This window comes from Shinella sp. S4-D37 (genome assembly GCF_040812195.1).
Taxonomy (GTDB): domain Bacteria; phylum Pseudomonadota; class Alphaproteobacteria; order Rhizobiales; family Rhizobiaceae; genus Shinella.
Map to the genome: position 1 here is coordinate 20,165 of NZ_JBFNXL010000004.1, position 25,825 is coordinate 45,989.

Consider the following 25,825-nt stretch of genomic DNA (forward strand, 5'->3'; position numbering starts at 1 on the left):
AGGCGATACGGGCCGGACTTCCCGATTTCGTGATTTTCGAGGCGAGCCTCCCCATGAACATGGGATGGTCGAGGCGGACGTGCCTGTTAAACCTCCTCCGGCCGGTGGATGCGGCTCGGGGAACGGGGATTTCGGAGGATCACGACCGCGGCATATATGCCTCGCGGTGATCGACAGCCCGCCCCCGCCCCGGGCATGCAACCGGCAGGAATTAGAGCCGTATCGCCATCGACCGGCGAATACCCGAAAGCACCGAGGAGAGAATACCATGTCCTTCATCAAGACCACGCTGCCCGCCATCGCGCTTGCCATGAGCGCCGTCGTCGCGCCCGCCATGGCCCAGCAGGAGCTCTTTCTGTCAGCCGATGCGAACGGCGACACGCAGCTCGACAAGGCCGAATTCCGCACGTTCATCGACGGGCTCGCCCAATCCGGCAAGCCCGTCGCGCAGAAGATCAAGGCTGCGGGTCGCTACGACATGGCCTTCGGCCGCATCGACAAGAACAAGGACGGCGTCGTTTCGCCGGACGAGCTCAGTTCGCTGAAGTAATCGGCGCAATCATCCAGCCACACGGGAGAAGAACAATGTGCCGGTCTCTCAGAACCGTCGCGATCCTTCTGTTCGTCGGAGCCCTCGGCGGCGAGGCCGTCGCCGGGGATGCTCTCCGCAAAGTCGTCGTCGGGCGACCGACGGCCCAGCAGATGACGCGCTACCTACACTCGACCGGCACCTTGCAGGCGGTGAACACCGTGGATCTGGTTGCGCGCGTGTCCGGAACGCTGGAGAAGGTGAACTTTCCCGACGGCGCCGAGGTCAGGAAGGGCGACGTGCTCTTCGTGATCGAGCAGGAGCCCTACAGGATAAGCCTTGCAAGCGCGGAAGCCGAGCTTTCCCAGACCCGGGCGACCCTCACCAAGGCAAAGGCCAACCTTGCCCGGCAGGACGAGCTTGCCAGCAAGCAGGTGGCGACTGCCGCGGCCCGGGAAGCGGCCTTTGCCGACCATGAAGTGGCGAAGGCCCAGGTCACGGCGGCGGAGGCGCGGCTGAGGACCGCGAAGCTCAATCTGGACTATACCGAGATCCGCGCGCCCTTCGACGGCCTGCTTGCCGCCCGCACCATGGACGTCGGGGCCTACGTGAATGCCGCCGCTACTCCGAAGCTCGCGACGCTGATCCAGCCCGACCCGATACATGTGGTCTTTTCCGCCAGCGAGCCGCAGGTCATCGAGATCCGCAAGAAACTGGCCCAGCGCGGCATGACGGTGAAGGATCTCGGGACGATCCGGGCGGAGCTCGGTCTCCAGACGGAGAAGGATTATCCCCACTCAGCCAAGCTGGACTATATCGCGCCCGATCTCGACGTCGCGTCGGGCACGATCGCCATCAGGGCGCGCATTGACAACGCGGATCGCCTGTTCTCGCCGGGAATGTTCGTGCGCGTGCGCCTTCCCCTCGTTCGACGCCCGGTGCTCGCCATCCCGGAAACCGCGGTCGGTAGCTCGCAGCAGGGGCACCTTGTGCTCGTCGCCGATGAAGAGGACCGCATTGCCGTCCGCCGGGTCGTCGTCGGCGATCCGCTACCGGACGGGATGCGCGAGATCGTGAAGGGGCTCGCCGCTTTCGACCGGGTGATCGTCCAGGGCGCCGGCGGCGTCCGCATCGGCGAGACGGTCGCCGTGGTCGATCGTCTCTAGAGCGCAGTTCGATCCGATTAAATCAGATCGGCGCTTCAAAACCTTGTTTTTGAAGCATGATCCCATCGATCCTCGTTTTTCGCGGGTCGGATCATGCTCCAGCTCCCGTAACCCGATCGGACTGCCATGATAGCCAGGTTCTTCATAGATCGCCCCGTGCTTGCCAATGTGATTGCGCTCCTGACGATCGTGCTGGGGCTCGTATCGCTCGTCCGGCTGCCGGTCGCGCAATATCCCGACATCGTTCCCCCGTCCGTTCAGGTGACGGCCCGCTATCCGGGGGCGAACGCGGAAACGATCGTGCGCGACGTGGCGCTGCCGATCGAGCAGAGGGTCAACGGCGTGGAAGGCATGCTCTACATGCAATCCACCGCCACGAGCGACGGCGCCTACGCGCTGACGGTCACCTTCGCCATCGGTACGGACCCCGACGAGGCGCAGATCCTCGTGCAGAACCGGGTGGCCGGTGCGCTGCCCTCCCTGCCGGATGCCGTGCAGGCGCAAGGCGTGCAGACCGCGAAGCGCTCGACGGCGATCCTCGCCATCGTCGCGCTTTCCTCCTCGCAGCCCGATCACGACAGCCTGTTCATGGCGAACTACGCGACGATCAACGTCATCGACCAGATCGCCCGTGTTCCCGGCATCGGTAACGTCACCGTGTTCGGTTCCGGTCAGTATGCCGTGCGGATATGGATGGATCCGGAACGTCTTGCCACGCGGGGATTGGTGCCGGCCGACATCATCGCCGCCATAAACAAGCAGAGCCGCTCCACCTCCGCCGGACAGCTCGGCCTGCCGCCGGTGCCGGCCGGCCAGAACTTCCAGTACACGCTGAAGCTCGATTCCCGGCTCACCGACGTTCCCGCCTTCGAGGATATCATCGTGCGGGCTGCGGAAAACGGGCAGGTGCTGCGGCTGCGCGACGTGGCGCGCGTCGAGCTCGGCGCCCAGCAATACAACCAGGATTTTGCCATCGACGGCCGGCCGGCGGCCGGCCTCGCGCTCTTCCTGCTGCCCGAGGCGAATGCTCTTGAGACGATCGAGCGCGTGAAGGTCAAGATGGAGGAGCTGTCGTCGCGCTTTCCCGAAGGCATGAGCCATTCCGTTCCCTTCGACACGACGCTTTTCGTCTCCGCCGCGGTGGACGATGTCTATCACACGCTGGTGGAGGCGGCGCTCCTCGTGCTCTTCGTGATCCTCGTCTTCCTTCAGGACTGGCGCGCCACGCTGGTGCCGGCGACGACCGTGCCGGTGACGATCATCGGCGCCTTCGCCGCGCTGGCGATGTTCGGCTTCTCGATCAATCTCTCCACCCTGTTCGCGATCATTCTTGCGATCGGCATCGTGGTGGACGACGCGATCATCGTCGTGGAGGCTGCCGCCAAGCACCTGGAGGCGGGAAAGGGGCCGCGAGAGGCGGCGGCGCTCGCCATGCAGGAGCTGACGGGGCCGATCCTCGGGATTACGCTGGTGCTGCTGGCCGTCTTCCTTCCGGCCGCCTTCCTGCCGGGCCTGAGCGGCGAGATGTACAAGCAGTTCTCGCTGGTCATCGCCGCTACCGCGCTCATCAGTGCCGTCAATGCGATGTCCCTGAAGCCCGCGCAATGCGCGCTCTGGCTGAAGGCGCATCCGCCGGGTCGAAGGCGAAACATCTTCTATCGCGGCTTCAACCGGGTCTACGACGCCTGCGAAAACGTCTATGCCGGGTTCATCCGCAACATGGTCCGGGCGAGCCTCGCCGTGACCGTCGTCGCCGTCCTGCTGGCGGGCTTCTCCGTCTATCTGCTGTCGCGCGTGCCGACCGCCTTCCTGCCGGTGGAGGACCAGGGATACTTCCTCGTGTCGGTTCAACTGCCGGAAGGCGCCTCGCTGGAGCGCACGCGCACAGCGCTCGAAGACGTGCGCAAGAGAACGGCCACGGTGGAGGCGGTGGAGACCGTGATCGCCATCAGCGGTCTTTCCGCCATCAACAGCAATGCCAGCCAGGCGAATGCCGGCGTCGCCTACGTCATCCTCAAGGACTGGAGCCAGCGCAAGAAGGGCGAGGACTTGCTGTCGCTCTACAAGTCGCTTTCGGATCTGACGGCCAGCCTTCCGGACGGCGAGGCCATCGTTCTTCCACCGCCGCCGATCCAGGGTATCGGCAATGCCGCGGGCTTCGCGATGCAGGTGGAGGCGCAGGATGGTCGCTTCGACTATGCGGCCCTGCAGGAGGCGGCGCGGTCGATCGTGGAGGCGACGGGCGGCAACCCCGCCTTCCGGCAGGCCTTCACCGCCTTCAGGGCGGATGCGCCGCAGTTCGCCCTCGCCGTCGACCGCACCAAGGCCGAGACGATGGGGCTCGATCTCGGCAGCGTCTACGACACGGTCAGCCAGTTCATCGGGTCTTCCTATGCGGGCCAAGTCAACCTGTTCGGGCGCGTCTTCCAGGTCTATGTGCAGGCCGAGCCGGACAAGAGGATCTCGCTTTCGGACCTCCAGGCCTTGCGCATCCGCGGCAAGTCCGGCGAGATGGTGCCTCTCGGCTCCCTCGCCGACATCAGGGAGGTGACCGGCCCCTCGCTGATCAGCCTCTACAATCTCTACCCCGCCGCGCAGATCATCGGCACGCAGGCGCCGGGCTACAGCACCGGCCAGGCGCTGGACGAACTGGAGCGGATCGCCGGGGAACTGCTGCCGCGTGATTTTTCGACCGAGTGGACCTCGGTCTCCTATCAGGAGCGCGAACTCGGCGGGCAGATCTATCTCGTCTATGCGCTCAGCCTGCTGCTCGTCTACTTCGTTCTCGCCGGGCAATACGAAAGCTGGTACGCACCTGTCTGCGTCATCGCGACGGTGCCGCTCGCCCTCGTCGGTACGGCGGCGACGCTGCTTGCCGTTGGCGCGGCGGTCAATCTCTATACGCAGATCGGTCTCGTATTGCTGATCGCGCTTTCGGCGAAGAACGCCATTCTCATCGTCGAGACGGCCCGACATATGCGCCTGCACGAGCGCCGCAGCATCCTCGAGGCTGCCGTCGATGCCGCGCGAAGCCGTTTCCGCCCGATCCTAATGACGTCGATCGCCTTCATCCTCGGTGTGGTCCCGCTCGTGCTCCAGACCGGGGCGGGGGCAAGCGCGCAGAAGTCGATCGGTATCGCCGTGCTGACCGGCATGCTCGGCTCCACCTGCCTCACCGTCGTCTTCGTTCCCTCGCTCTTCGTGGTGATGCAGCGTCTGGAAGAGAGATTGAAGCGGCGATCTGATGCAGAGTTGGCAAACGAGAACACCTGACGGGGAGAAATCCGCCGGCGAGGGGAAGATCAGCGAATGGAGAATATGATGCTCGGGAAAGCCCTCCTCGCAATCGGCCTGCGTCCGTGATCGGGCGCGATGCGGCAGCTTGATCCAGCCGGGAGGATCGCTTACCGGGACTGGCGCGCCGCGAATGAATTTCCGGTCGCTGCGCAATGGGCGGACAGGAGACACGCATGGACTTTCCCGATTTCTTCAGTAAGGCATCCATGGTGTATGAAACGCTGGCGGTGTTCCTCGCTGCATCGGCGAGTGGCGTCATGTGCGCAGCGGAGGCGGTGATCGGATGCTGAAGGATCGTTTGCGCCTGGTTCTCGTCGAGCAGGCCCGGGCCGGCGAGCCGGTCACCTACAGGGAGCTTGCCGATCGGCTTGGCCTGACCCCGCCGCAAACCATTCAGCGCATCGCGCAGGCGCTGGAAACCCTCATGGCGGAGGATGTGATGGCGGGTCGGCCATTGCTTGCAGCGCTTTGCGTCAGCCGGTTGCAGCAAAGGCTGCCCGCCCGCGGCTTCTTCATCACGGCCGAGGCCCTGGGCGTTCTCACGGAAGATCCCGAGGGCCCGGAGGCGCGTAGCTTCCATGAGAAGGAACTTCAGCGCGCGCTCGCCTATTACGGCCGGCCATAGGTGCACGCGTGGGCAAGTTCCAGTTTTACCCGCCGATAGGCCTCGGGGTCTGGTTCTGAGCGCCGGTCAATCCTAAAACTCCTCCCAGCTTTCATCCTGCGGCTGGGGCAGGCGGAGCGCGGCGGATTGCGCTCCCCCGGAGACGGTTTTCAGCGCAGGCGCGGTCTTCGGTCGGCCGATCGCGGCGTAGTGCGGAGCCAACGGCACGGCCTTGGCCGCCGGTTGCGTCTGCGCGTGCCCGCTCACGGCCAGTTTGAAGCGGGAGACGAGGCGTGAAAGCTCCTCGGCCTCCCGGGCCAGGCTGTGGCTCGCGGCGGTCGACTGCTCGACCATCGCCGCGTTCTGCTGGGTGACCTGATCCATCTGGTTGACCGCCGAATTCACCTCGCCGAGGCCGGTCGACTGCTCGCGCGCCGAGGCGGCGATCTCGGTGACCAGGCCGGTGATCTCGCCGACCTGCACGACGATCTTCTCCAGCGCCGTGCCGGTGCGGCCGACGAGGTCGACGCCCTGGTCCACCTGCTGGGTCGAGGTCGAGATCAGGCCCTTGATCTCCTTGGCGGCTTCCGCCGAACGCTGCGCCAGCGCGCGCACTTCCGATGCGACGACGGCAAAGCCCTTGCCCGCTTCGCCGGCACGCGCCGCCTCGACGCCGGCATTGAGCGCCAGAAGGTTGGTCTGGAAGGCGATTTCCTCGATCACGCCGATGATCTGGCCGATCTGCTGCGAGGATTTCTCGATCTCTGCCATCGCGGCGACGGCTTCGCGCACCACCTGGCCCGATTCCTCGACGCCGATGCGGGCTTCGCCGGTCACGGTCGAGGCCTGCGACGCGCCGTCGGCGGTGGTCTTCACCGTCGCGGTGATCTGGTCGAGGGCCGCGGCGGTCTCTTCCAGGCTCGCGGCCTGCTGTTCCGTGCGCCGCGACAGGTCGTCGGCGGCCTGGCTGATCTCCGCAACGCCGCTGCGCATGGAACCCGAGGCCTGCGCGATCATGTTCAGGACGTCGTGGAGCGCTGCGATCGCCTTGTTGAAGTCGTCCTGCAGCTTGCGATATTCGGAGGCGAACTCCTCCTCCAGCCGGAACGTGAGGTCGCCGGCCGCGAGCCTCTCGAGCCCCTCGCCGAGAGCGGCGACTACGGCAGCCTGCCGCTGTGCGTGGTCGGCGCTGATCATGGCGTTGCGCCGCCGCTCGGCCTCGCCCGCCTCGCGCTGCTCGCCGGCCTCGCGCTCCGCCGCCAGCCTGGCCGCGGCATTGTTGCGGAACACCTCGACCGCACGGGCGATCTCGCCGAGTTCGTCGCGGCGCCCGCGATCCTGCTGCGAGAGTTGCAGTTCGAGGTCGCCGCCCGCAAGCGCGGAGATGACCTTGTGGATGCGGGCCAGCCGCTTCAGCACGCTGTTGCTGACGTAGAACCAGGCAATGCCGGCGGAAACGAGAAGGCTGAACACGGCCAGCACGATCAGATAGAATCGCGCGCTTCCCAGGGTCTCCTGCGAGGCGGTGAGGAAGGTCTCGGAGCGCGCCTGCGTTGCCTGCACCAGGTCCTGCACGCTGCCGGTGAGGCTGGTGGCGCGGTCCTGGAAGTCGCCCACCAGCTGGTTGACGGCCGTGAGCGCCGCGATCTCCTCGTTGCGAACCTGGAAGATGGTGCGCTCGCCGCGCCCGGGCGCCGTGAGCGCCGCGATGCGGGTCGTGAGCGCCTCGCTCACGGCGTCGGACGGAAGGGAGGCGATCGCCTTGTCGATCTTGTTGGCGGAGGCCGTGAAGCGGTCGCGCAGCGTCACGAGCACGCTGCCGCTTCCGGCCAGCGACGCCTCGGCGAAGATGCCGAGCGTCTGGTTGGCCTCGGCGCGCAGCGCCCAGGCGTTGTGAAGCTGGACGAGCTGGATGTCGGCGAGCCGCTGGGCGTTGGCGGCGAGCCCGTCGGCGCCGGCCGCGCCCGCAAGCCTTTCCAGGCCCATGTGCAGGTCGAAGCCGGCATTGTCGATCACCGGCGCCATCACCTCGGTCAGTGCCGAATGGGCGGCGAGGGCGGCCCGCGTCATGCCGAGACGCTCGTCGCGCAGGCCGAACTGGGCGGTCTTCCGCTCGGTCAGCTCCTCGCCGGTGCGCATCAGGCCACCGAGCCGTTCGGCGAGCCCCGAGATGGTCGCCTCGTCCAGCCCGCGCTCGCGCAGCGTGCCGATCTGCTCCTCCAGCGCCTTGCCCTTCTCGACGATGCTGGACGCGAGGGTGGTGAGCGTCGCCGCGTCGTCGGCGATCGCGATGCCGGAGGCAAGCGCCGCCACCTCGCTCGAAAGGCCGGCGATCGACAGGGCCCGCTCCATCTGCGGCAGGCTCTCGCCGGCCACCTGGGTGAAGCTGGCGTCGATGGCAATGAAGGAGCGGTAGCTGACGAAGCAGGCCGCCAGCGTCAGGCCGGTGACCACCACGAAGGCGCCGATCAGCCGCGCCTTGATGCCGAAGCGCGCCGCATCATCCTTGGACGAACGGGAAAGGAAAGAAAATGCCATTGTCGTTCTCCTCCTCAACCGATCGCCGTCACGGCGCTGAACGTGCCGTTTGGCCGGATCACCGTCAGCCACACGTCGTCCGCGCCCTGGTTGTTGGTCTCTCCATAGCTGAGCTTCATCCCGCCGAGATCGAAGGCGCCGCCGCCCGTGACCGCCGCGAGGAACGCCTCGCGGGTCGGTTCCCCGGATATCCGTTCGAGTGCCGCGACCGTCAGCCGGCCGGCGATGTAGCCTTCCAGCGAGACGAAGCCCGGCGACCCGTCGGCATCGAGAGCCTTGAGCGCGGCCTGGTAGTCGGCCACCAGCGGGATCGACGTGTCCTCGGGAAACGGCACGACCTGGGTGACATAGACGCCGTCGCCGGCAGGTCCCAGCGCCTTGGCCAAGGCGTCGCTGCCGACGAAGGAGATGTTGATGAAGCGCGAGCGGAAGTCGATGCTGCGCGCGAGCTTGATGAAATCCGCACAGGGACCGTAGGTGCCGATCATGATGACGGCGTCGGGCTTCTGGCGACGGATCTCGATCAGCGCCATCTTCACGGCCGTGGTGTTGCGCTCGAAGGTGGCCTCGGCCACCAGCGTCATGTCGCGCTTGCCCATGGCCATGCGCGTGCCGGTGAGGCCGGCGCGTCCGAACGCATCGTCCTGATAGAAGATGGCGATCCGCTTCGCGCCGAGATCGCGGGTCAGCCGGTCCACCATTACTTCCGTTTCCTGGTAGTAGGAGGCGCGCACGTTGATGACGTTGGGCTTGTGCGGGTTGCGCAGCGATTCGACGCCCGTGAACGGACCGATGAAGGGGACGCCGGCCGCCGCGGCGATCGGCTGGGTAGCATTGGAGGTGGGCGTGCCGACCGGGCCGATCAGGGCGAAGACCTTGTCCTCGTCGATCAGCGTGTTGACGGCGGTGATCGCCCGCGATGGCTCGTAGCCGTCGTCGATGGTCTTCAATTCGAGCGTCCGGCCGCCGACGCCGCCCCGGGCGTTGGCCTCGCCGAAAGCCGCGAGGATACCCTGCCGCATGCCGATGCCGAGCGCGGCCGCCGGTCCCTCGAGGGGAGCGGCCTGTCCGAACAGGATGCGCCCGGCCCCGAGGCCGGATTGCGCGCCGGCCGCGGATGGCGAAAGCATCATCCCGGCCACACCGGCGGCTGTGAGCCTGAACACGTCACGTCTGTTGAAATGCGGCATCTCGATCCTCCTCGGCTAGAAACACCGGCTTTGCCGCAGGATAGCGGGCGGTGCCGGCATGCTCATAAGGCCGCGTCCTTTGACGGTGAGGGTGCCCGATAATGAAAACGGTGCTGGCTGCGTGTCTGCGGTCGACAAGCATTCGTCAAAGGCAGGCAATCCGCATGCGACTGCACAGACATGCCGGCCAGACAGGTGGCCTCATGCCATTCAAGTGAAAAGTCCCCAACCCGCCTGCAACCTAAGTATTATATAAAGCTTGTGTAAAGGTTAACTGCAGGTTTTTTTGTCCCGGCATCGTTACGACCACGAGCCGGAAGCGCGCCAACATCCATGTCGGGCAGGGCCTGAGGGGCCTATGCGAACCGACCACCCGAAGCTACAAGGGGCTCCACATGGGTCCTGCTTGTATGATCGAAGGGTGACATGGTTCGGAAAAGGGCGACTTTGAAGGATGTGGCGGCGCTGGCCAATGTGTCGCGCGCAACGGCCGCCCGGGCTCTCAACAGTTACGGCTATGTCGGCGACGAAACCGCCCAGAAGGTCCAGGCGGCCGCGGAGAAGCTCGGCTATCGCGGCAACCGCCTGGCGCAGGCGCTTCGCAGCGGGCAATTGCCGATCGTCGGCTGCATCCTCGGCGATATTCAGAACCCGTTCTTCGCCCGCATCGCGCACGATATCGAGGTCCTCGCCCGCGAGTGCGGGCACAATCTCGTCATCGGCAGCAGCGAGGAGGAACTGGCGCAAGAGATCTCCCTTCTGGCGAGCCTCCGGTCGCTCAGCATCCGCGGCTTCATCGTCGCGCCGACCTCGGAGGGTGACAACGCCCATCTGAAGGGCCTCATCGCCGAGAACGTGCCGCTGGTGCTGATCGACCGTGTTGCCGAGGACGTCGATTGCGACAGCGTCGTCGTCGACAACGAGGGCGGCGCCCGCAAGGCCGTCGAATACCTGATCGGCATGGGCCATAGCCGCATCGGCCTGCTGCAGGACGACATGCGCATCTTCACCTCGCGCGAGCGCATGAGCGGCTATCGGTCGGCGCTTGCCGCCGCCGGGATCGCGGCCGACGACCGCATGGTCGCCGTGTCGCAATCCACCGTGGAGCACGCGGTGGATGCGACCATACGGCTCTTCAGCCAGAAAAGCCCGCCGACGGCGCTTTTCACCGTCGACAGCCTGATGACCCAGGGTGCCCTCCTGGCCTTCCGTTCCATGGGCGCCACCATCCCGCACGACGTCTCGCTCATCGGTTTCGACGACTTCAATCTGGCGACGTTTACCGATCCGCAGATCACCGTCGTCTCGCAGCCCGTCTCCGAAATCGGCCGCGCGGCCGCCCGGGTGCTGTTCGAAAGGCTCGCCGGAAAGGACGAGCCGCCGCAGAAAATCCGCTTTGAAACCAAGCTGATAGTTCGCGGCTCCGTCAGCCGCCGCAGCGGCGGCTGAGCGCCGCGAACCCCGCCTCAAAAAAAATCGGGACGCCCACTTGCCTGCGCGAAAGTCTTGTGCGCTAAATATATGTGAGATCGATCTCACATCGCTTCAAAAGATTATTCGCGCAGGGACGCCACCTCGCTTCGGAGGCGATTTCGCGCAGCGCAAACCGGGAAGGTACAAATGCTCAATTTCGATAGAGATCGCTTTGTGAAGATACAAAGCGGCGCAGTCGCCATCGCCGACGACATGCGTGCCCTGATGCGCGGTCTGCTCGACGACGGTCTGGAACGCATCTTCTTCATGGGGACCGGCGGCGTGCAGTTCCTCACCCAGCCGGCCATCGAGCTTGCGCGTGCTTCGACGGTCTTCCCGGTTTCGGCGGCCTATCCCGCCCAGGTCGTGCTGGAGCCCCCGGCTGGCCTGAACGAGAAGGCGCTGGTCGTCCTGCCTTCGCTGTCGGGCACCACCAAGGAAAGCGTGCAGCTCCTGTCCTTCCTCAAGGAGCGCGGCGTCAAGACGCTGTCGCTCACCGGCCACAAGGACACGCCGCTCGGCCGCGACGCCGACCACAACGTCACCAATTTCGCCGAGGACGACACCTCCTCGGAATCCTTCTACCTGCAGACCCTGATCATCGTTCTCGCGCTTCTGGCCGAGCGCGGCGAATATCCCGATTTCGATGCGACGGTGGCCGAGCTCAAGCTGCTGCCGGAACTTCTGGTTTCGGTGAAGGAGGGCTACGAGGCGAATGCCGCGGCCCTCGCGAGGGACATCAAGGACGAAACCTACCACATCTTCACGGGCGCGGGCGCCGCGTGGCCGCAAGCCCACTATTACGGCATGTGCATTCTGGAGGAGATGCAGTGGATCCGCACCCGCCCGGTCCATGCGTCGGACTTCTTCCACGGCACGCTGGAACTGGTCGAGCCGGGCGTCAGCCTGTTCATCTTCAAGGGCGAGGACGCCTGCCGGACGCTCACCGAGCGTGTCGAGAATTTCGCCCGGCGCTACACCGACAAGGTGCGTGTCCTCGATGCGGCGTCCGCCAGCCTGCCGGACGTTTCCGCCAAGACCCGCAGCCTGATTTCCCCGGTCATCCTCGCGACCATGCTGGAGCGCCTGAGCGCTCATCTGGAGGTCCTGCGCGATCACCCGCTGACGACGCGCCGCTACTACAAGCGCGTCGAATACTGAGGTCCGCCCGGTCCGGCGAGGGCGCCGGACCGGGTTTTCCCGCCTTGCATGCCCCAGGAAACGAAAAAAGAGAGGAACTGCGAAATGAAGATCAACACGTTCTTGAGCACGACAAGCCTCGGGTCGCTTGTCGCGGCCGCATTCGTCATCGGCGGCGTCGGCGGCGCAGGCGCGGCCGATCCGGTCGTTGCCGATCCCGATGCCGCGGTCGAATATTCCGGCACGATCAGCGTGCTGACGAAGTTCGGCCTGCAGCAGCTTTCCCCTTTCTTCGTCGATGCCGCCCAGGAATACGAAAAGCTGCATCCCGGCGTGAAAGTGGAGCTTATCCAGGAGAGTGACGACAGCGTGAAGGGCAAGACGAAGGCGCTGGTGGCGTCCAACTCGCTGCCCGACGTCTATTTCACCTGGACGGGAAGCTGGGGCGAGAATTTCGTGCGCGGCAACCGCGCCGTCGACCTGACGCCGGTCATCGGGCCGGAGACCGAATGGGGCAAGACGCTCGCCACCGCCGCCGTCTCCGCCTTCCAGTACAACGGCAAGCTCTACGGCATTCCGCTTTATCTCGACGCCAAGTTCATGGGCTATAACAAGAGCCTGTTCGAAAAGGCGGGCGTTTCCGAGCCCAAGACCTTCGACGAGCTCCTGAGCGCCTGCGCGGCCCTCAGGCAATCCGGCGTCACGCCGGTTTCCTTCGGCAACAAGGAAGGTTGGCCGGGCGTGCACTATGCGGGCCAACTGCTCGCCTACAACGTGCCGCAGGCGACGCTCGAAAAGGATTTCGTCCCGGCCACGGCGGAATTTGCCGATCCCGGCTACGTCGCCAGCCTGGCGCAGTTCAAGAAACTGATCGACGAATGCTCCGACGGATCGGGCACGAACGGATCCTCCTATGCCTCGGCCCTGCAGCAGTTCAGCAACGGCCAGTCCGCCATGTATTACCAGGAGATCATCGAGTTCGATCAGGCAACGGCGGACGGCGCGCTGAAGCGCGAGGACTTCGGCTTCTTCAAGCTGCCGGTGCCTGCCGACGCCAAGGGCGACGTCAAGTCCATCGAGGGTGCGCCCGAAGGATACATGATCAGCGCCGCCTCGAAGAACGTTCCGCTGGCGATCGATTTCATGCGGTTCGTCACCTCGGCCGACAACGGCAAGGTGCTTTCGGCACCGCCCTACGGCCAGCCGAGCGCGACGGTGGGCGGTTACTCCGCCGATGCCATGAACCCCGCGGTCGTCGACGGCCTGAAGGTGATCGCCGATTCCTCCTATCTCATGCCCTGGCTCGACACGGCCAATCCGCCGCGCGTGGCGGCCGCCTGGCTTTCGGGCCTCCAGGCGCTGATCGGCGGCACCATGACCCCTGAAGAGGTCATGGGACGGGTCAAGGAAGCGGCGGCTTCGTCCAAGTAGGAACGGGCCGGCGATGACTGTCATGAAGCAAGACTACAAGGGTGGAGCCGTCAAAATCGGCTCCACCGGGCCGGGCCGGCCTGAAAAAGACCGGCCCGGCCCGATTGCCGGAATCCTGTCCTTCCGCTGGGTCCTGATCGCCTTCGTCCTGATCCTGTGGTTCGTCTATTACCCGATCGTCGACAACTTCTTCGTCAGTACGCGGAACCAGGACATCTTCACGGGGCAAACCGACTTCGTCGGGCTCGACAATTACCGGCGCCTGCAGGGCGACCCGGTCGTCTGGACGGCGATCGTCAACAACACGCTTTATGCCGTCATCTCCGTCATTTTCCAGGTTTTCGGCGCGTTCGTGCTCGCTGCGCTCATCGAGGGACTGAGCGAGGAGAGATGGCGCCGGTTCTGGCGTGCCGTCTATTTCATACCCTCGGCCATCTCGATCACCGTCACCGGCCTCCTGTTCTATTTCATCTACCAGCCCGATATCGGCCTTCTGGATTCGGCGTTGACGCAGATCGGGCTTGCGGACTGGTCGCGCGCCTGGCTCGGCGAGGAGGGAACCGCGATCTACGCCATCATCGCCATGAGCCAGTGGCAGGGTTTCGGATATTCCACGCTGCTGTTCGCCATCGCGATCCAGAAGATCCCGCGCGAACTCTACGACGCGGCGATCATGGACGGCGCGGGAACCTGGCGGCGCCTGTGGAACATCACCTTTCCGCTGACGCGCGAAATGACCGGCCTCATGGTGATCGTTACCATCACCGGCGCCTTCCAGGTCTTCAACGAGGTCATGGTGATGACCGGCGGCGGGCCGAACAACAGCAGCCAGGTGCTGGGCACATGGCTCTACCAGCAGGGCTTCATCGAGAACGACTTCGGCTACGGCGCGGCCATCGCATCGGTCATCTTCGTCATCACGCTCATCACCGGCTTCGCGCAGCTGTGGTACACCAAGCGACGGAGGGTCGATCTGTGAGCACGTCCTCTCACCTCCGGGAAACCGGGCGCACCGATTTCGCCGCCGTACTGGCGAAGGTCTGCCTCGTCACCTTCCTCGTCAGCCTCGGCATCGTCGTGCTCTATCCGCTGTTCTGGATGGCGCTGAACGGCTTCAAGACCAATGCCGAGATCTTCGGCAATCCGTTCGCGCTGCCGGGCGGCTTCAGCATCGCCAACTACATCTCGGCCTGGAACCAGGGCATCCGCAACTACATCGCCACGAGCATCATCGTCACCCTGGGCTCGGCCGTCTGCACGGTGCTGGTCAGCGCCTGGACTGCCTATGGCCTCACCCGCTCGAAACTGCCGGGAAAGCCGTTCTTCGTCGGCATCGTGCTCGGTGGCCTCATGCTCAGCCCGACCGTCGCGGTCATCCCGCTCGTGCGCATGATGCAGGAGCTTGGCCTCTACAACACCTATTGGGCGCTGATCATCCTCTACACCGCGTTCCGCATTCCCTTCACGACCTTCCTCATTCGCGCCTACATGCTCGGCCTGCCGCGGGACCTCGACGAGGCGGCCATCATGGACGGAGCGAGCGAGGGCCAGATCTTCTGGCGGGTGACGCTGCCGCTGTGCAAGCCGATCCTGGTCTCCTGCGTGATCCTGCATGTGCTCTTCGCGTGGAACGAATATCTCTTCGCCATGATCTTCACCAGCGGCGCGGACCTCCAGACGCTGCCCGTCGGCCTCACCTCCATCATGGCGAAGCACGGAACGAACTACGCCGTCGTCTTCGCGGCGATGACGCTCTCGGCGCTTCCCATCGTCATCACCTTCTTCGCGGCCCAGCGCTTCTTCATCCGCGGGCTTGCCGAAGGCATCGGAAAATAGGGCAGGGCATCATGTTGAACCGCAAGCAGCTCATCGGCGCGAACTTCTCCTTTCAGCACCATCCCTTCCGCTGGACTGCCGAGCACCTGCGCGCCATGGGGTTCGACCGGATGGAACTGTGGGGGATCGCCCCTCATCTCGACCTCTTCCACGACAGCCGCGCGCAACTGGCGGAGGTGAAGGCGATCCTTGGCGACAACGGGCTCTCGGTCCGTTGCTTCACGCCCGAGCAGGTCCTCTATCCGGTCAACATCGCTTCGGGCGACAGGTCCTATCGCGAGGCGAGCGTCGGGCGTTTCCTGCGTGCCGCCGACATCTGCGCCGAGCTTGGTGCGGATTATCTCTTCCTGACGCCCGGCCGGGGCTTCGAATGCGAAAGCCGGGACGTCGCCTTCGCGCATTCGGTCGAGTCCATCAACCGGATCGCGGCGCATGCCGGAAGCCTTGGCGTGTCCTGCCTGCTGGAACCGCTCCAGCGCGTCGAAAGCAACATCGCCACCAATGCGGATGAGCTTCACGCCCTGTGGCGCGCGCTCGACGGCGAGCATATCGACGTGGTTCTCGACCTTGTCGCCATGGCGACGGCGGGCGACAGCGTCGCGGGCTATTTCGAGCGGTTCGCGAAGCGGATCGCCCATGTCCATGTCGTCGACGGGACGCCGGCGGGGCATCTGGCCTGGGGGGACGGCACCTTGCCGCTCGGCGACCATGTTGCCGAACTCGGCGCGCATGGCTTTACCGGCACGCTGACGTTCGAGCCCTTCGGCAACGGAAGCTATGCGCTCGATCCCGTTTTCACCTGGCGGCGGTGCCTCGATGCGGTTTCCCCTTATTTCGATCGAGCGGAACAAGCATGAAGAACACCAATCCTACCCTGATTGCCGTCGGCGACAATTGCCTCGACGCCTATCTGAGCAAGGGCTTCGTCACCGTGGGCGGCAATGCCCTGAATGTCGCCGTACAGTGGCGCCGGCAGGGTCTCGATGCCCGCTATTTCGGCGCGCTCGGACCGGACGAGGAAGCGGAGATCATGTTCGGCTCCATCGAGGATGCGGGCCTTTCCCGGGCCGATGTCGAAATACGCCCGGGCGCTTCCGCCGTCACGCTCCTGACGGACGACGCCGGCGAGCGGCGCTTTCTTCTCGAATCCCTCGGCGTCGGCAAGGATTATGTTCCGAACGCGGAACGCTACGCGGCGCTGCTGCAGGCGGACTGGGTGCATCTCGGCACCAATTCCAGCGAGCGGCTGGTCCGCCGCCTCGTTGCCGATAGCGTGCCGTTCAGCATCGATGTCTCCACGCGGCATTTCGACCTCCCGCTCGAAGGCGTGCCGCTGGTGTTCGCCTCCGGCCCGGAGGATCCGGCAGAGCCGGTCGAGCCGCTGATTGCGCGAATCAAGGCGGCGGGTGCGCGACAGGTGGTGATCACCTGCGGCAGGCGCGGGTCCTTCCATGACGATGGCGGCACGCTGTTTCAGGCCGGCTCCGTGCCGGTGGCCGTGGTCGATACCTGCGGCGCGGGAGACAGCTTCATCGCGACCTTCCTCGTTGCGCGCTTCTTCGAGGACCAGCCCCCGCAGGCCGCCCTTGAGCGTTCTGCCGAAAGAGCGTCGGAAACCTGCACCCATCTTGGCGGCTTTCCCCAGCCGATCCGGGCGATCCCCCAATGGCTGCTCGGCAAGTACGACGGCGTCATCCGCACGGCACAGAGGGCCTGAGCATGAAGATCATCACGATGAAGCCGCCCGTCGCGGCAGCGAAAACGGACCGCTCCTTCTGGCTGCAAAGCATCGATGCGGATGCCGCCACCCCGCCTTTGCAGGGCGCCGCGAATTGCGACGTGGCGATCGTCGGCGGCGGCTATGCCGGTCTCTGGACGGCGCTTCGCATCAAGGAACAGGCGCCTGAGACACGCGTCACGGTGCTGGAAGCGGATTTCTGCGGCTCCGGCGCCTCCGGCCGCAATGGCGGGCAGGTCCATAGCTGGTTTGCGGAAATCGACATGCTGCGCGCGCTGGTCGGCGAGGATGACGCGCTCATGCTGTGCCGGGCGACCGCCGACGCCATCGAGGAGTTGAACGGCCTGCAGGCCTCAGGCGCCATCGACATGGATCTGAGGCTCGACGGCTGGCTGTGGACCGCAAGCTCCACCGCGCAGGAGGGCGCCTGGGCACCGGCCGAGGCCCTCTGCCGCAGCCTCGGTGAAGAGCGCTTCCAGCCGCTCCGGCGCGACGACATCCTGCGCCGGACGGGGTCCGCTGCCTCCTATGTCGGCATCGCCGAGGCGAGGGCGGGAACCGTCCAGCCCGCAAAGCTCGCGCTCGGACTGCGCCGGCTCGCCCTTTCCCGGGGCATCGTCATCCACGAGCGCAGCCCGGTTCTCGAAATCGCCCCGGGGCCCAGGCCGCAACTGCGCACGGCCAGGGGCACGCTGTCGGCCGGCAAGGTGGTGCTCGCCGCAAATGCCTGGCTGTCGGCCATTCCGGAATTGCATCCCTATCTCTACGTGGTCAGCAGCCAGGTCATCGCAACGGCGCCGGTGGCCGATATCCTCGATCGGATCGGCTGGATCGATGGCGCTTCGATCTGCGATGCGCAGCATCATGTGCTCTACTACCAGCGCACGCCCGCCGGCCACGTCATCTTCGGGCGGGGCACCGGCGGCATCGCCTATCGGGATCGCGTCGATGCGCGCTTCAACCGTGGCGACGACGCGGGAGCGGACAATGTCCGGGAGATGCACCGGGTCTATCCGCAGCTCAAGGACGTGCCTATCCTCCATGACTGGAGCGGCCCGATCGACTGCACGGCGGAGCACCTGCCGGCCTTCGGCCATCTGGAGAACCACGCGAACATCTTCTACGCCATGGGTTTCAACGGCACGGGCATTGCGCAGGCGCCCGTCGCGGGCCGCATCATGGCAAGCCTCGTTCTCGGCCGCGACGATGCCTGGAGCCGCTGCGGGCTGGTGGGCATCGGGAACCGCACGCGGCTGCCGCCCGAGCCGCTGCGCTATGTCGGCGCCCGGCTGGTGCGCGGCGCCATCAGGCGGAAGAACGATCTCGAGATCATCGGAAGGAAGCCGGGTCCGGTAACGCGCTTCCTGGCCGGGCTCGCTCCCTGACGGGTTGCCCCTACGGATGAAATCAAACCAATGGAATGAGAACGATGGTCGATTTGTCGCTGAGAAACATTCGCAAGGCCTATGCCGATTTCGAAGTCCTGCACGGGATCGACCTCGATATACGCTCGGGCGAATTCATCGTCTTCGTCGGTCCCTCCGGCTGCGGCAAGTCCACCCTGCTGCGCTCGATCGCCGGCCTTGAGAGCATCACCTCCGGCGACCTCGTCATCGACGGCGAACGGATGAATGCCGTCGCGCCCTCCAAGCGCGGCATTTCCATGGTGTTCCAGTCCTACGCGCTCTACCCGCACATGACCGTCTACGAGAACATGGCCTTCGGGCTGCGCATTGCCGGCACGCCGAAGCCCGAGATCGACGCACGCGTGCGCCGGGCGGCCGCGATCCTGCAACTGGACAAGTATCTTGAGCGGCAGCCGAAGGCGCTGTCCGGCGGCCAGCGGCAGCGTGTCGCCATCGGCCGGGCGATCGTGCGCAACCCGCGCGTCTTTCTCTTCGACGAGCCCCTGTCCAATCTCGATGCGGCGCTGCGCGTCGCGACGCGCATCGAGATCGCGAAGCTGAAGCAGAGCATGCCCGACGTCACGATGATCTACGTTACCCATGACCAGGTGGAAGCGATGACGCTTGCCGACCGCATCGTCGTGTTCAGGGACGGCTATATCGAACAGGTCGGCCCCCCGGCGGAGCTTTACCGCAAGCCGGCGAACCTCTTCGTCGCCCAGTTCATCGGCTCTCCTGCGATGAACATCCTGAAGGGAACGGTCATCGACCGCACTGGAACATCGGTGCGCTGCCGGCTCGACTGCGGCGTCACGCTAGAACTGGCAGCGGAACCCGGCAGGCTTTCGAAAGGCGAGGCGGTCAGCGTCGGCATCCGCCCGGAAAACACGCGGATTGCCGAGGGCAACGGAAGCGATCCGACATTCACCGGCACGATCGATCTCGTCGAACATCTCGGCGAGGTGCAGATCCTCTATCTGGACCTACCCGGCGTCACCGAGAAATTTCTGATCAAGGTGGACGGGGAGCGTTCCTTTTCGCGTTTGCAGACCATTCATTTCCTGGCGCGCAGACAAGACATGCATATGTTTGACGCGGCCGGCGAAGCGATCTCCTGCGAGGTTGGGTGATTCGCAGCGGGATCGCGATCCCGCACATCGTCAAGGAAGCCGCCGTCAGGTGGGTAACGCGCAGCGGCGGATCGTCACCGAGAACGAGGCGGCGCTGGTCGAAAAGCCGAAGTCGAAGGGCAAGGCGGCCTTCGTCGAGGCGCTGAAGCCGGTCTGGGACAACGAGAAGGACGTCTTCGGTCCCGCGCTGCTCGCCATCATGGACAGCTGCCGCAAATAGCAGGCTATCCTCCTTCCTGTCCGCTTTCAGTCGTCCTGATCCTCGCACCGGTCTTCCTTCCGATGCTCAGGGTCTTCGAGATCGATCCGGTCTATTTCGGCGGGCTCCTGGCCATCAATCCGGCGATCGGCGCCAACACGCCGCCGCTCGGCATCCACCTGATGCCGCCCTTGCACGGCGTGAAGATCATCGCCGTCGGGCAGTGCCAGGCGAGGAAAACTGCGATTGGCTGACAGAGGGTTGGATCATATTGAGCCGAGCGGCCGTCCGCGCCACGCTCCGCTCTTTGGCGATCATGTAGAACGATCGCGGAAGGTTCAGGTTGAGGTCCGTCAGCATTGGCCAATGCCTGGCGGTTCGCACGATGGCCGGCAATGCTCGCGCAACCTGACTCGGCAACTCGGCATCAACCCCAAGACGGTCGCCGAATGGCGGAAACGGGGAACGGTCGAAGACCTCGACGGAGCCGCGCTCGACCGTCCTGACCGAGGCAGAGGAGGTGATGATCGTGACGCGCCGACCTCCTCAGAAGCCGGCGCGTCACGCAGGAAGAGCGAAAGTCCTTAGCGCTCGATCGTCCTGTTCCAGCGGCTATTCCATTCCTGTCGCTTCTCGTTGACGGCGTCCCAGTCCAGCGTGTTGGCCGTCTTCATGTAGCCGCGGAAGGCGTCAAGCTTGGCCTGGGCCTCGGGCGTTCCGGCCTTGGCCTTCTCGTTGGAGGGGATGATGTTGCCGTGGTCTAGCGCCTTGCTCTGCGCCTCGGGCGAGAGGAGGTAATGAGCGAGCTTTTGGCTCAGTTCGGGCTCGCTGTTGCCGGCCAGCACGCATTCGGTGACGGCGAGCACGATGGAGCCTTCCTTCGGCTGGGCGTATTCGACCGGAATGCCCTTGTCCTTCAGGTTGGCGACGCCCGTCGGGGTCAGCGGGAAGATCGCGGCCTCGCCCGTCTGCACCATTTCGGAGATCTTGGCCGAGGAGGGGATGAATTCCAGCACGTTCCTGCCGATCAAGTCGGCGAATTTCTCGAAGCCCGGCTCGACGTTCTTCTCGTCGCCGCCCTGGATGCGGTTGAACATCAGGAAGGCGTGCAGGCCGAAGGTGGAGGCCGACGCCGACTGGAACACCACGGCATTGGCGAATTTCTCGTCGGCGAGGTCCATCCAGGAGGTGGGCGCGGCCCAGCCGTTCTCGTCGAAGAGCTTCTTGTTGTAGGCGAGCCCCGTCATGCCCATGTCGACGCCGACCGCCATGTCGTCCTTGAGGCGGGCGGCCGGCTGGACGTCGGCGAGCACCGGATCGTCGGCGATCTTCTGGCACAGGCCCGCGCCGATGGCGCGCACCATCACGCCGTCGTCGAGCAGCATGACGTGCATCTGCGGATTGTCCTTCTGCGCCGTCGCCTTGGCGAGGATGTCGGCCGAGGTGCCGGGCACGACGACGACCTTCACGTCGTTGGCCTTCTCGAAATCGGGCAGGACGTGCTCGGTATAGGCGCGCTCGAAGTTGCCGCCGTTCATGCCGATATAGAGCGTCTTCGTCTCGGCCGAGGCGAGCGACGTGGTCGCGGCCAGCGCCAGGGTGGCGGCGGTGAGTATGGTAAGGGTCTTCATGCTGTTCCTCCTTGGGGTTGATGATCGGATGTCCCGGCCGCGAAACGCGCGATGGAGAAGGCCGAGATCGGCGTCTCCGTCTCGCCCTTCACGGCCAGATCGCTGAGAACCGCGCCCACGGCCGGCCCGGTCTGGAAACCGGCGCCGCAGAAGCCGAAGGCGTGGAAGAGACCCGGCACGCGCGCGCTTGCGCCGATCACCGGGTTGTGGTCGGGCATCTCCGCTTCCGTGCCGGACCAGAAGCGGATGACCTGCGCGTGCTGCAGGTGCGGGAAAAGGTCGATGGCGCGCCGCATCACCGAGGCCGCCGCCGTGACGGAGGGACGGGAAAAATCCGGGTTTTCCAGCGCGCTGCCGCGCCCGCCGCCCATGATGTAATTGCCGCGCGCCACCTGCCGGCCGTAGAAGCCGCCGCCCTCTTCGCCGAGGCTCACCGGCAGGCGGAAGGGCAGGGGCTCGGTGACGACCATCGAGGGATAGATGCGGGCGAGCGGCACCGGCTCGCCGAAGCCGGCGGCGAAACGGTCGGCCCAGGCTCCTGCGCAGTTGAAGAGCAGGCGCGCCTGGATCTCGATACCGTCGCCGGCAAGCAGCCCGAAGCCGCCGCCGGTGGTCTCCGCCGCGTGGACGGGGGTGTTTTCCAAGACGGTCGCGCCTCTGGCGCGGGCTGCTCGGGCGAAGGCGGGGGCGACGAGGCGGGGATTGGCCTGCCCGTCGTCGCGGCAAAGCGAGGCTCCTGCCACGTCGCCGGTCAGCCAGGGCAGGCGCTCCCGGACGGCGTTGCCGCCGATGAGCTCCAGCTCCAGCCCGAGCGGGCGCACGAGGGCCGCATAGGCCTCCAGCCGCGCGAAATGCTCCGGCGTGCGCGCGAGCTTCAGGTGGCCGCTGCGGACATATTCGCCGTCGATGCCGATCAGTTCGCCGAGCCGGCCCCAGAGCGCGTGCGAGCGCTCGGCGAGCGGAAGCTGTTCCGGCGCGCGGCCCTGCCGGCGCACGCCGCCGTAATTGACGCCGCTCGCCTGCGCGCCGCAAAAACCCTTGTCGATCAGGACGACGGAAAGGCCGGCCTCGCGCAGGAACAGAGCCGCCGAGCCGCCGACGATGCCGCCGCCGACGATGGCCACATCCGCCTGAAGCCGTGTCGTCATGGCCGCTCCTCCCCGACGAAGCCCAGCGGAATGGGCTTCACGGGGGCCTGCGCGCGCAGCCGCCCCATCGCGGCCGGCGTGTCCCGGCGCAGGCCGCAGAGCAGCTCGGCGGCGGCGGCCGCGCACATGCGGCCCTGGCAACGGCCCATGCCGACACGGGTCAGCGCCTTCAGCCGGTTGATCTCGGCAGCCTTGCCGCTCGTGATCGCGTCGACCGCTTCGCCGAGGCGGATCTCCTCGCAACGGCAGAGCGCCGTGTCGGGATCGACTGTCTCGAACCAGTCGGCGGGGAAGGGGAAGGCCTTTTCCAGCAATTGCCGCTCCCGGTAGATGCCGTCGAGCGCGCGGGAGAGACGGGTTCGCTCGGCCACGTCCACCGGGCGGCCGAGGTCGGCGAGCAGCGCCATGGCGGCGAGTTTTCCGCGGATCTCCGCCGCATCGGCCCCGGCGATGCCCGCCCCGTCGCCGGCCACGTAGACGCCGGCCCGGCCGGTGCGGCCGAGGCTGTCCGCCGCGGGAAGCCAGGCGCGGTCGCGCGGCTCGAAGCGGAAGGCGCAGCCGGCGAGATCGGCAAGCTGCGTCTCCGGCCTGAGCGCGAAACCATAGGCCAGCGCATCGCATGCGACCGTGCGGCTCTTCCCGCCGCTCGTGTAGCGCAGGCCTTCGACACGGGCCTCGCCCTCGACGCGCACGGGACGCACGCCGTAGCGGATCGGCACGCCGGCAAGCATCAGCCGCAGCCCATAGGATGCTCCGAGCGCGACGATGCGCGGCGCATGCAAGGCCAGATGTGCGAGGTGAATTTTCGCGGAGAAGGACGCTGTGTCGAGCACGGCGGCGACCGTCGCGCCGGCCTTCGCATATTGCCAGGCGACGAGATAGAGCAGCGGGCCGGAACCCATGAAGACGATGCGCTCGCCGACCGTGCAGCCCTGCGCCTTCAGCGCCGTCTGGGCGGCGCCCAGCGTATAGACGCCGGGCATCGTCCAGCCGGGGAAGGGCAGCACCCGGTCCGTTGCGCCGGTGGCGAGGAGCAGGTGGGTGAAGGGCAATTCGCCATGCGCGCCGGTCGAGAGCAGGTCGAGGCGGTCGCCACCGTCGCGGGAGACGTTCCAGACCAGCGTTTCCGGCCGGTAGTCGATTGCGCCGGCGAGCGCGTCGAAGGTCTTGTGCAGCGCCTCGGCGCGGCGGGCTTCGGAGCCGTAGCGGGCGCGGTAGCCGCGTCCGTCCTCCACCGGCGGACGGCGGTAGATCTGCCCGCCGGCGCGAAAACCCTCGTCCAGCACGACGGGACGCAGCCCCGCCTTCACCAGCGTCTCGGCTGCGCGCACGCCCGCCGGCCCTGCGCCGACGATGATGGGGGGAAGCGCGCTCATGCCATGGCTCCGGCGGTGACGAAGGCCATGCCCGGTTCGAGCAGGGTGGTGCAGGCGCGCAGGCGCCGGCCGTCGGCAGTCAGGACGTGGCAGTCCTGGCACGCGCCGATGAGGCAGAAGCCGGCGCGCGGCTCGCCGGTGAACTCGGTGCGGCGCAGACTGCCCGTGACCGAGAGGATCGCCGTCAGCACCGTGTCGCCGCGGCGGCCTGCAAAGGGCGCGCCGTCGAGGGTGAAGGGCACCGGCGCTTCGTCGAGACGGTAGCGCCGGCGGAACTGTGCGAGACCCGTCACCGCCGTCAGCCCTTGCCCACCAGCAGCCGGTCGAGACCGAACAGACGGTCGATGATCAGCATGGTGACGGTGGCCACGAGGATCATCAGCGCCGAGACGGAGGCCATCATCGGGTCGATGGATTCGCTGGCATACATGTACATGCGCACCGGCAGCGTCACCGTCGAGGGCGAGGTGACGAAGATCGACATGGTCAGCTCGTCGAAGCTGTTGATGAAGGCGAGCAGCCAGCCACCGCTCAAGCCCGGGATCAGGAGCGGCAGGGTGATGCGGGAGAACACCGTCCATTCGGACGCGCCCAGCGTGCGCGCGGCGTTCTCGGCATTGCGGTCCATGCTGCCGAGCGAAGCGAGGACGAGGCGCAGCGCATAGGGTGTCACGACGATGGTGTGCGCGGCGACCAGCCAGGCGAAGGACCCCGTGAAGCCCATCAGCGAGAACAGCCGCAGGAAGGCGACGCCGAGCACCAGATGCGGGATGATCAGCGGCGACAGGAAGAGCGCGTTCAAGGCGTCGCGGCCGCGGAAGTCGTATTGCGCGATGGCAAGGCCCGAGGGCACCGCCAGCAGCGTGGCGAAGGTCGCCGAGAACAGCGCGAGCTTCACGCTGTTGAAGAAGGAGGTCATGAAGTCGTTATGCGCGAAGACGGCTTCGAACCAGCGCAGCGACAGGCCGTTCCACGGCATGGCGAGCGTGTTCTCCGGCGTGAAGGCGACGAGGCAGACCACCGCCATCGGCGCCAGCATGAAGATCACGACCAGCGTGTGGAAGAGCAGGGCGAAGGGACCGTTCCTGACCATGGCGCTTACCCCAGCTTCTTTTTGGCCTGCCCTTCGAGCAGGCGGTTGTAGGCGACCATGATGACGAGGTTCGCCACCAGCACGATGATGGCGATGGCCGCGCCGAGCGGCCAGTTCAGCTCGATCAGGAACTCGTCGTAGACCACCGTCGCCGCCATCTTCAGCCGCCGGCCGCCGAGCAGGCCCGGAATGGCGAAGGAGCTGGCCGAAAGCGCGAAGACGATGAGGCTGCCCGAGAGGATGCCGAGCACGGCCTGCGGGAAGACGACGCGGCGTAGCGCCGTGAAGCGCGAGGCGCCGAGCGTCAGCGCCGCCGCCTCCACGGAGGGGTCGAGCTTCTGCAGCACGGTCCAGACCGGGATGACCATGAAGGGCAGCATGATATGGACGAGGCCGATGACGATGGCCGTCTCGCTGTAGAGGATCTGCGTCGTCGGCAGGCCGAGGAAATCGAGCACGCCGTTGACGAGGCCGTTGCGGCCGAGCAGCATGCTCCAGCCGAAGGTGCGCACCACGACCGAGACCAGCAGCGGGCCGATGATGACGAGCAGGAAGATCGAGCGCCAGGGCTTGCGCATGTTGGAGAGGATGTAGGCCTCCGGCACGCCGAGCGCGACGGCGATGACCGTCGTGACCAGCGCCAGCCGCAGCGTGCGCCAGAAGATCGACAGATAATAGCCGTCCGTCAGCACCTGCGTGTAATTGGCGAGCGTATAGCCGTCCTCGATACCCTTCTCATAGGTATAGACGTTGAAGGAGAGGATGACGGTCAGCGCCAGCGGCACGAGCACCAGCGCGAAGAACAGCAGCGTGGAGGGACCGGCGAGCAGGAGGGGCGCGAAGTTGCGCGGTGTCTTCTCCTCGCCCGTGGGGGCTTGCGAAAGAGCGGCGGCGGTCATC

Annotated in this window: 22 protein-coding genes and 1 pseudogene; 15 read left to right on the forward strand and 8 right to left on the reverse strand. The window is 66.0% G+C overall.

Annotated elements, in window-relative coordinates:
• The first annotated feature begins 268 nt into the window (after window positions 1-268).
• The 4 genes from AB3G45_RS06940 (at window position 269) to AB3G45_RS06955 (ending at window position 5,617) form a co-directional block, all read left to right on the forward strand.
• On the forward strand, window positions 269-550 hold the full coding sequence (locus tag AB3G45_RS06940; protein ID WP_367829890.1) for a hypothetical protein: 282 nt from the start codon (window positions 269-271) through the stop codon (window positions 548-550).
• Window positions 551-585: 35 nt separating this feature from the next.
• Window positions 586-1,695 (forward strand): efflux RND transporter periplasmic adaptor subunit, encoded by a 1,110-nt coding sequence (locus tag AB3G45_RS06945; protein ID WP_367829891.1) that lies wholly within the window; start codon window positions 586-588, stop codon window positions 1,693-1,695.
• Between the two features lie 126 nt (window positions 1,696-1,821).
• Complete coding sequence (locus tag AB3G45_RS06950) at window positions 1,822-4,968, forward strand: efflux RND transporter permease subunit (protein ID WP_367829892.1); 3,147 nt, start codon at window positions 1,822-1,824, stop codon at window positions 4,966-4,968.
• A gap of 307 nt (window positions 4,969-5,275) precedes the next feature.
• Window positions 5,276-5,617 carry a hypothetical protein gene (locus AB3G45_RS06955; RefSeq protein ID WP_367829893.1) on the forward strand — a complete coding sequence of 114 codons (342 nt, stop codon included), beginning with the start codon at window positions 5,276-5,278 and terminating at the stop codon, window positions 5,615-5,617.
• A gap of 72 nt (window positions 5,618-5,689) precedes the next feature.
• Here the strand turns inward: AB3G45_RS06955 and AB3G45_RS06960 are convergent, their stop codons facing one another.
• Both AB3G45_RS06960 and AB3G45_RS06965 read right to left on the reverse strand, forming a co-directional pair.
• Entirely contained in the window at window positions 5,690-8,134 is a 2,445-nt protein-coding gene (locus tag AB3G45_RS06960; protein WP_367829894.1) for a methyl-accepting chemotaxis protein, read from the reverse strand.
• Window positions 8,135-8,148: 14 nt separating this feature from the next.
• Window positions 8,149-9,324: an ABC transporter substrate-binding protein gene (locus tag AB3G45_RS06965; RefSeq protein WP_367829895.1), complete on the reverse strand. Its 1,176-nt coding sequence runs from the start codon at window positions 9,322-9,324 to the stop codon at window positions 8,149-8,151.
• A 426-nt stretch (window positions 9,325-9,750) separates the two neighbouring features.
• Here AB3G45_RS06965 and AB3G45_RS06970 point away from each other — a divergent pair, with 426 nt between their 5' ends.
• From AB3G45_RS06970 to AB3G45_RS07020, 11 genes and pseudogenes are all read left to right on the forward strand, one after another.
• Window positions 9,751-10,773, forward strand: a complete 1,023-nt coding sequence (locus AB3G45_RS06970; RefSeq protein ID WP_367829896.1) for a LacI family DNA-binding transcriptional regulator — start codon at window positions 9,751-9,753, stop codon at window positions 10,771-10,773.
• 171 nt (window positions 10,774-10,944) lie between these two features.
• Window positions 10,945-11,958, forward strand: coding sequence for an SIS domain-containing protein (locus AB3G45_RS06975; RefSeq protein ID WP_367829897.1), 1,014 nt, complete (start codon window positions 10,945-10,947; stop codon window positions 11,956-11,958).
• Window positions 11,959-12,042: 84 nt separating this feature from the next.
• Window positions 12,043-13,368, forward strand: coding sequence for an ABC transporter substrate-binding protein (locus AB3G45_RS06980; RefSeq protein ID WP_367829898.1), 1,326 nt, complete (start codon window positions 12,043-12,045; stop codon window positions 13,366-13,368).
• 13 nt (window positions 13,369-13,381) lie between these two features.
• A complete protein-coding gene (locus AB3G45_RS06985) occupies window positions 13,382-14,347 on the forward strand; it encodes a carbohydrate ABC transporter permease (protein WP_367829899.1) in 966 nt (321 codons plus the stop codon).
• Window positions 14,344-15,204, forward strand: coding sequence for a carbohydrate ABC transporter permease (locus AB3G45_RS06990; RefSeq protein WP_367829900.1), 861 nt, complete (start codon window positions 14,344-14,346; stop codon window positions 15,202-15,204). Before AB3G45_RS06985 ends, AB3G45_RS06990 begins: the two co-directional genes overlap by 4 nt.
• An 11-nt stretch (window positions 15,205-15,215) precedes the next feature.
• Window positions 15,216-16,061, forward strand: coding sequence for a sugar phosphate isomerase/epimerase family protein (locus AB3G45_RS06995; RefSeq protein WP_367829901.1), 846 nt, complete (start codon window positions 15,216-15,218; stop codon window positions 16,059-16,061).
• Window positions 16,058-16,921: a PfkB family carbohydrate kinase gene (locus AB3G45_RS07000; protein ID WP_367829902.1), complete on the forward strand. Its 864-nt coding sequence runs from the start codon at window positions 16,058-16,060 to the stop codon at window positions 16,919-16,921. Before AB3G45_RS06995 ends, AB3G45_RS07000 begins: the two co-directional genes overlap by 4 nt.
• A gap of 2 nt (window positions 16,922-16,923) precedes the next feature.
• Complete coding sequence (locus AB3G45_RS07005; RefSeq protein ID WP_367829903.1) at window positions 16,924-18,327, forward strand: NAD(P)/FAD-dependent oxidoreductase; 1,404 nt, start codon at window positions 16,924-16,926, stop codon at window positions 18,325-18,327.
• A 44-nt stretch (window positions 18,328-18,371) separates the two neighbouring features.
• Window positions 18,372-19,478 (forward strand): ABC transporter ATP-binding protein, encoded by a 1,107-nt coding sequence (locus AB3G45_RS07010; RefSeq protein ID WP_367829904.1) that lies wholly within the window; start codon window positions 18,372-18,374, stop codon window positions 19,476-19,478.
• Between the two features lie 49 nt (window positions 19,479-19,527).
• The gene (locus AB3G45_RS07015) at window positions 19,528-19,698 is read left to right on the forward strand and encodes a hypothetical protein (RefSeq protein ID WP_367829905.1); all 171 of its coding nucleotides are present in this window, start codon (window positions 19,528-19,530) and stop codon (window positions 19,696-19,698) included.
• 23 nt (window positions 19,699-19,721) lie between these two features.
• Window positions 19,722-19,862, forward strand: a pseudogene (locus AB3G45_RS07020) (TRAP transporter large permease subunit); the annotation flags it as partial.
• A gap of 399 nt (window positions 19,863-20,261) precedes the next feature.
• Here AB3G45_RS07020 and AB3G45_RS07025 read toward each other — a convergent pair.
• Genes AB3G45_RS07025 through AB3G45_RS07050 form a run of 6 tightly spaced genes read right to left on the reverse strand, consistent with a single transcriptional unit; the run spans window position 20,262 to window position 25,824 of the window.
• Window positions 20,262-21,308, reverse strand: a complete 1,047-nt coding sequence (locus AB3G45_RS07025) for an ABC transporter substrate-binding protein (protein WP_367829906.1) — start codon at window positions 21,306-21,308, stop codon at window positions 20,262-20,264.
• Complete coding sequence (locus AB3G45_RS07030; protein WP_367829907.1) at window positions 21,305-22,456, reverse strand: NAD(P)/FAD-dependent oxidoreductase; 1,152 nt, start codon at window positions 22,454-22,456, stop codon at window positions 21,305-21,307. The genes AB3G45_RS07025 and AB3G45_RS07030 overlap by 4 nt, the downstream gene beginning before the upstream one ends.
• The gene (locus tag AB3G45_RS07035) at window positions 22,453-23,832 is read right to left on the reverse strand and encodes an FAD-dependent oxidoreductase (protein WP_367829908.1); all 1,380 of its coding nucleotides are present in this window, start codon (window positions 23,830-23,832) and stop codon (window positions 22,453-22,455) included. The genes AB3G45_RS07030 and AB3G45_RS07035 overlap by 4 nt, the downstream gene beginning before the upstream one ends.
• A complete protein-coding gene (locus AB3G45_RS07040) occupies window positions 23,829-24,125 on the reverse strand; it encodes a (2Fe-2S)-binding protein (RefSeq protein ID WP_367829909.1) in 297 nt (98 codons plus the stop codon). Before AB3G45_RS07040 ends, AB3G45_RS07035 begins: the two co-directional genes overlap by 4 nt.
• 5 nt (window positions 24,126-24,130) lie before the next feature.
• Entirely contained in the window at window positions 24,131-24,925 is a 795-nt protein-coding gene (locus AB3G45_RS07045; protein WP_367829910.1) for an ABC transporter permease, read from the reverse strand.
• Between the two features lie 5 nt (window positions 24,926-24,930).
• Window positions 24,931-25,824: an ABC transporter permease gene (locus AB3G45_RS07050; protein WP_367829911.1), complete on the reverse strand. Its 894-nt coding sequence runs from the start codon at window positions 25,822-25,824 to the stop codon at window positions 24,931-24,933.
• Between the last annotated feature and the right edge of the window lies 1 nt (window position 25,825).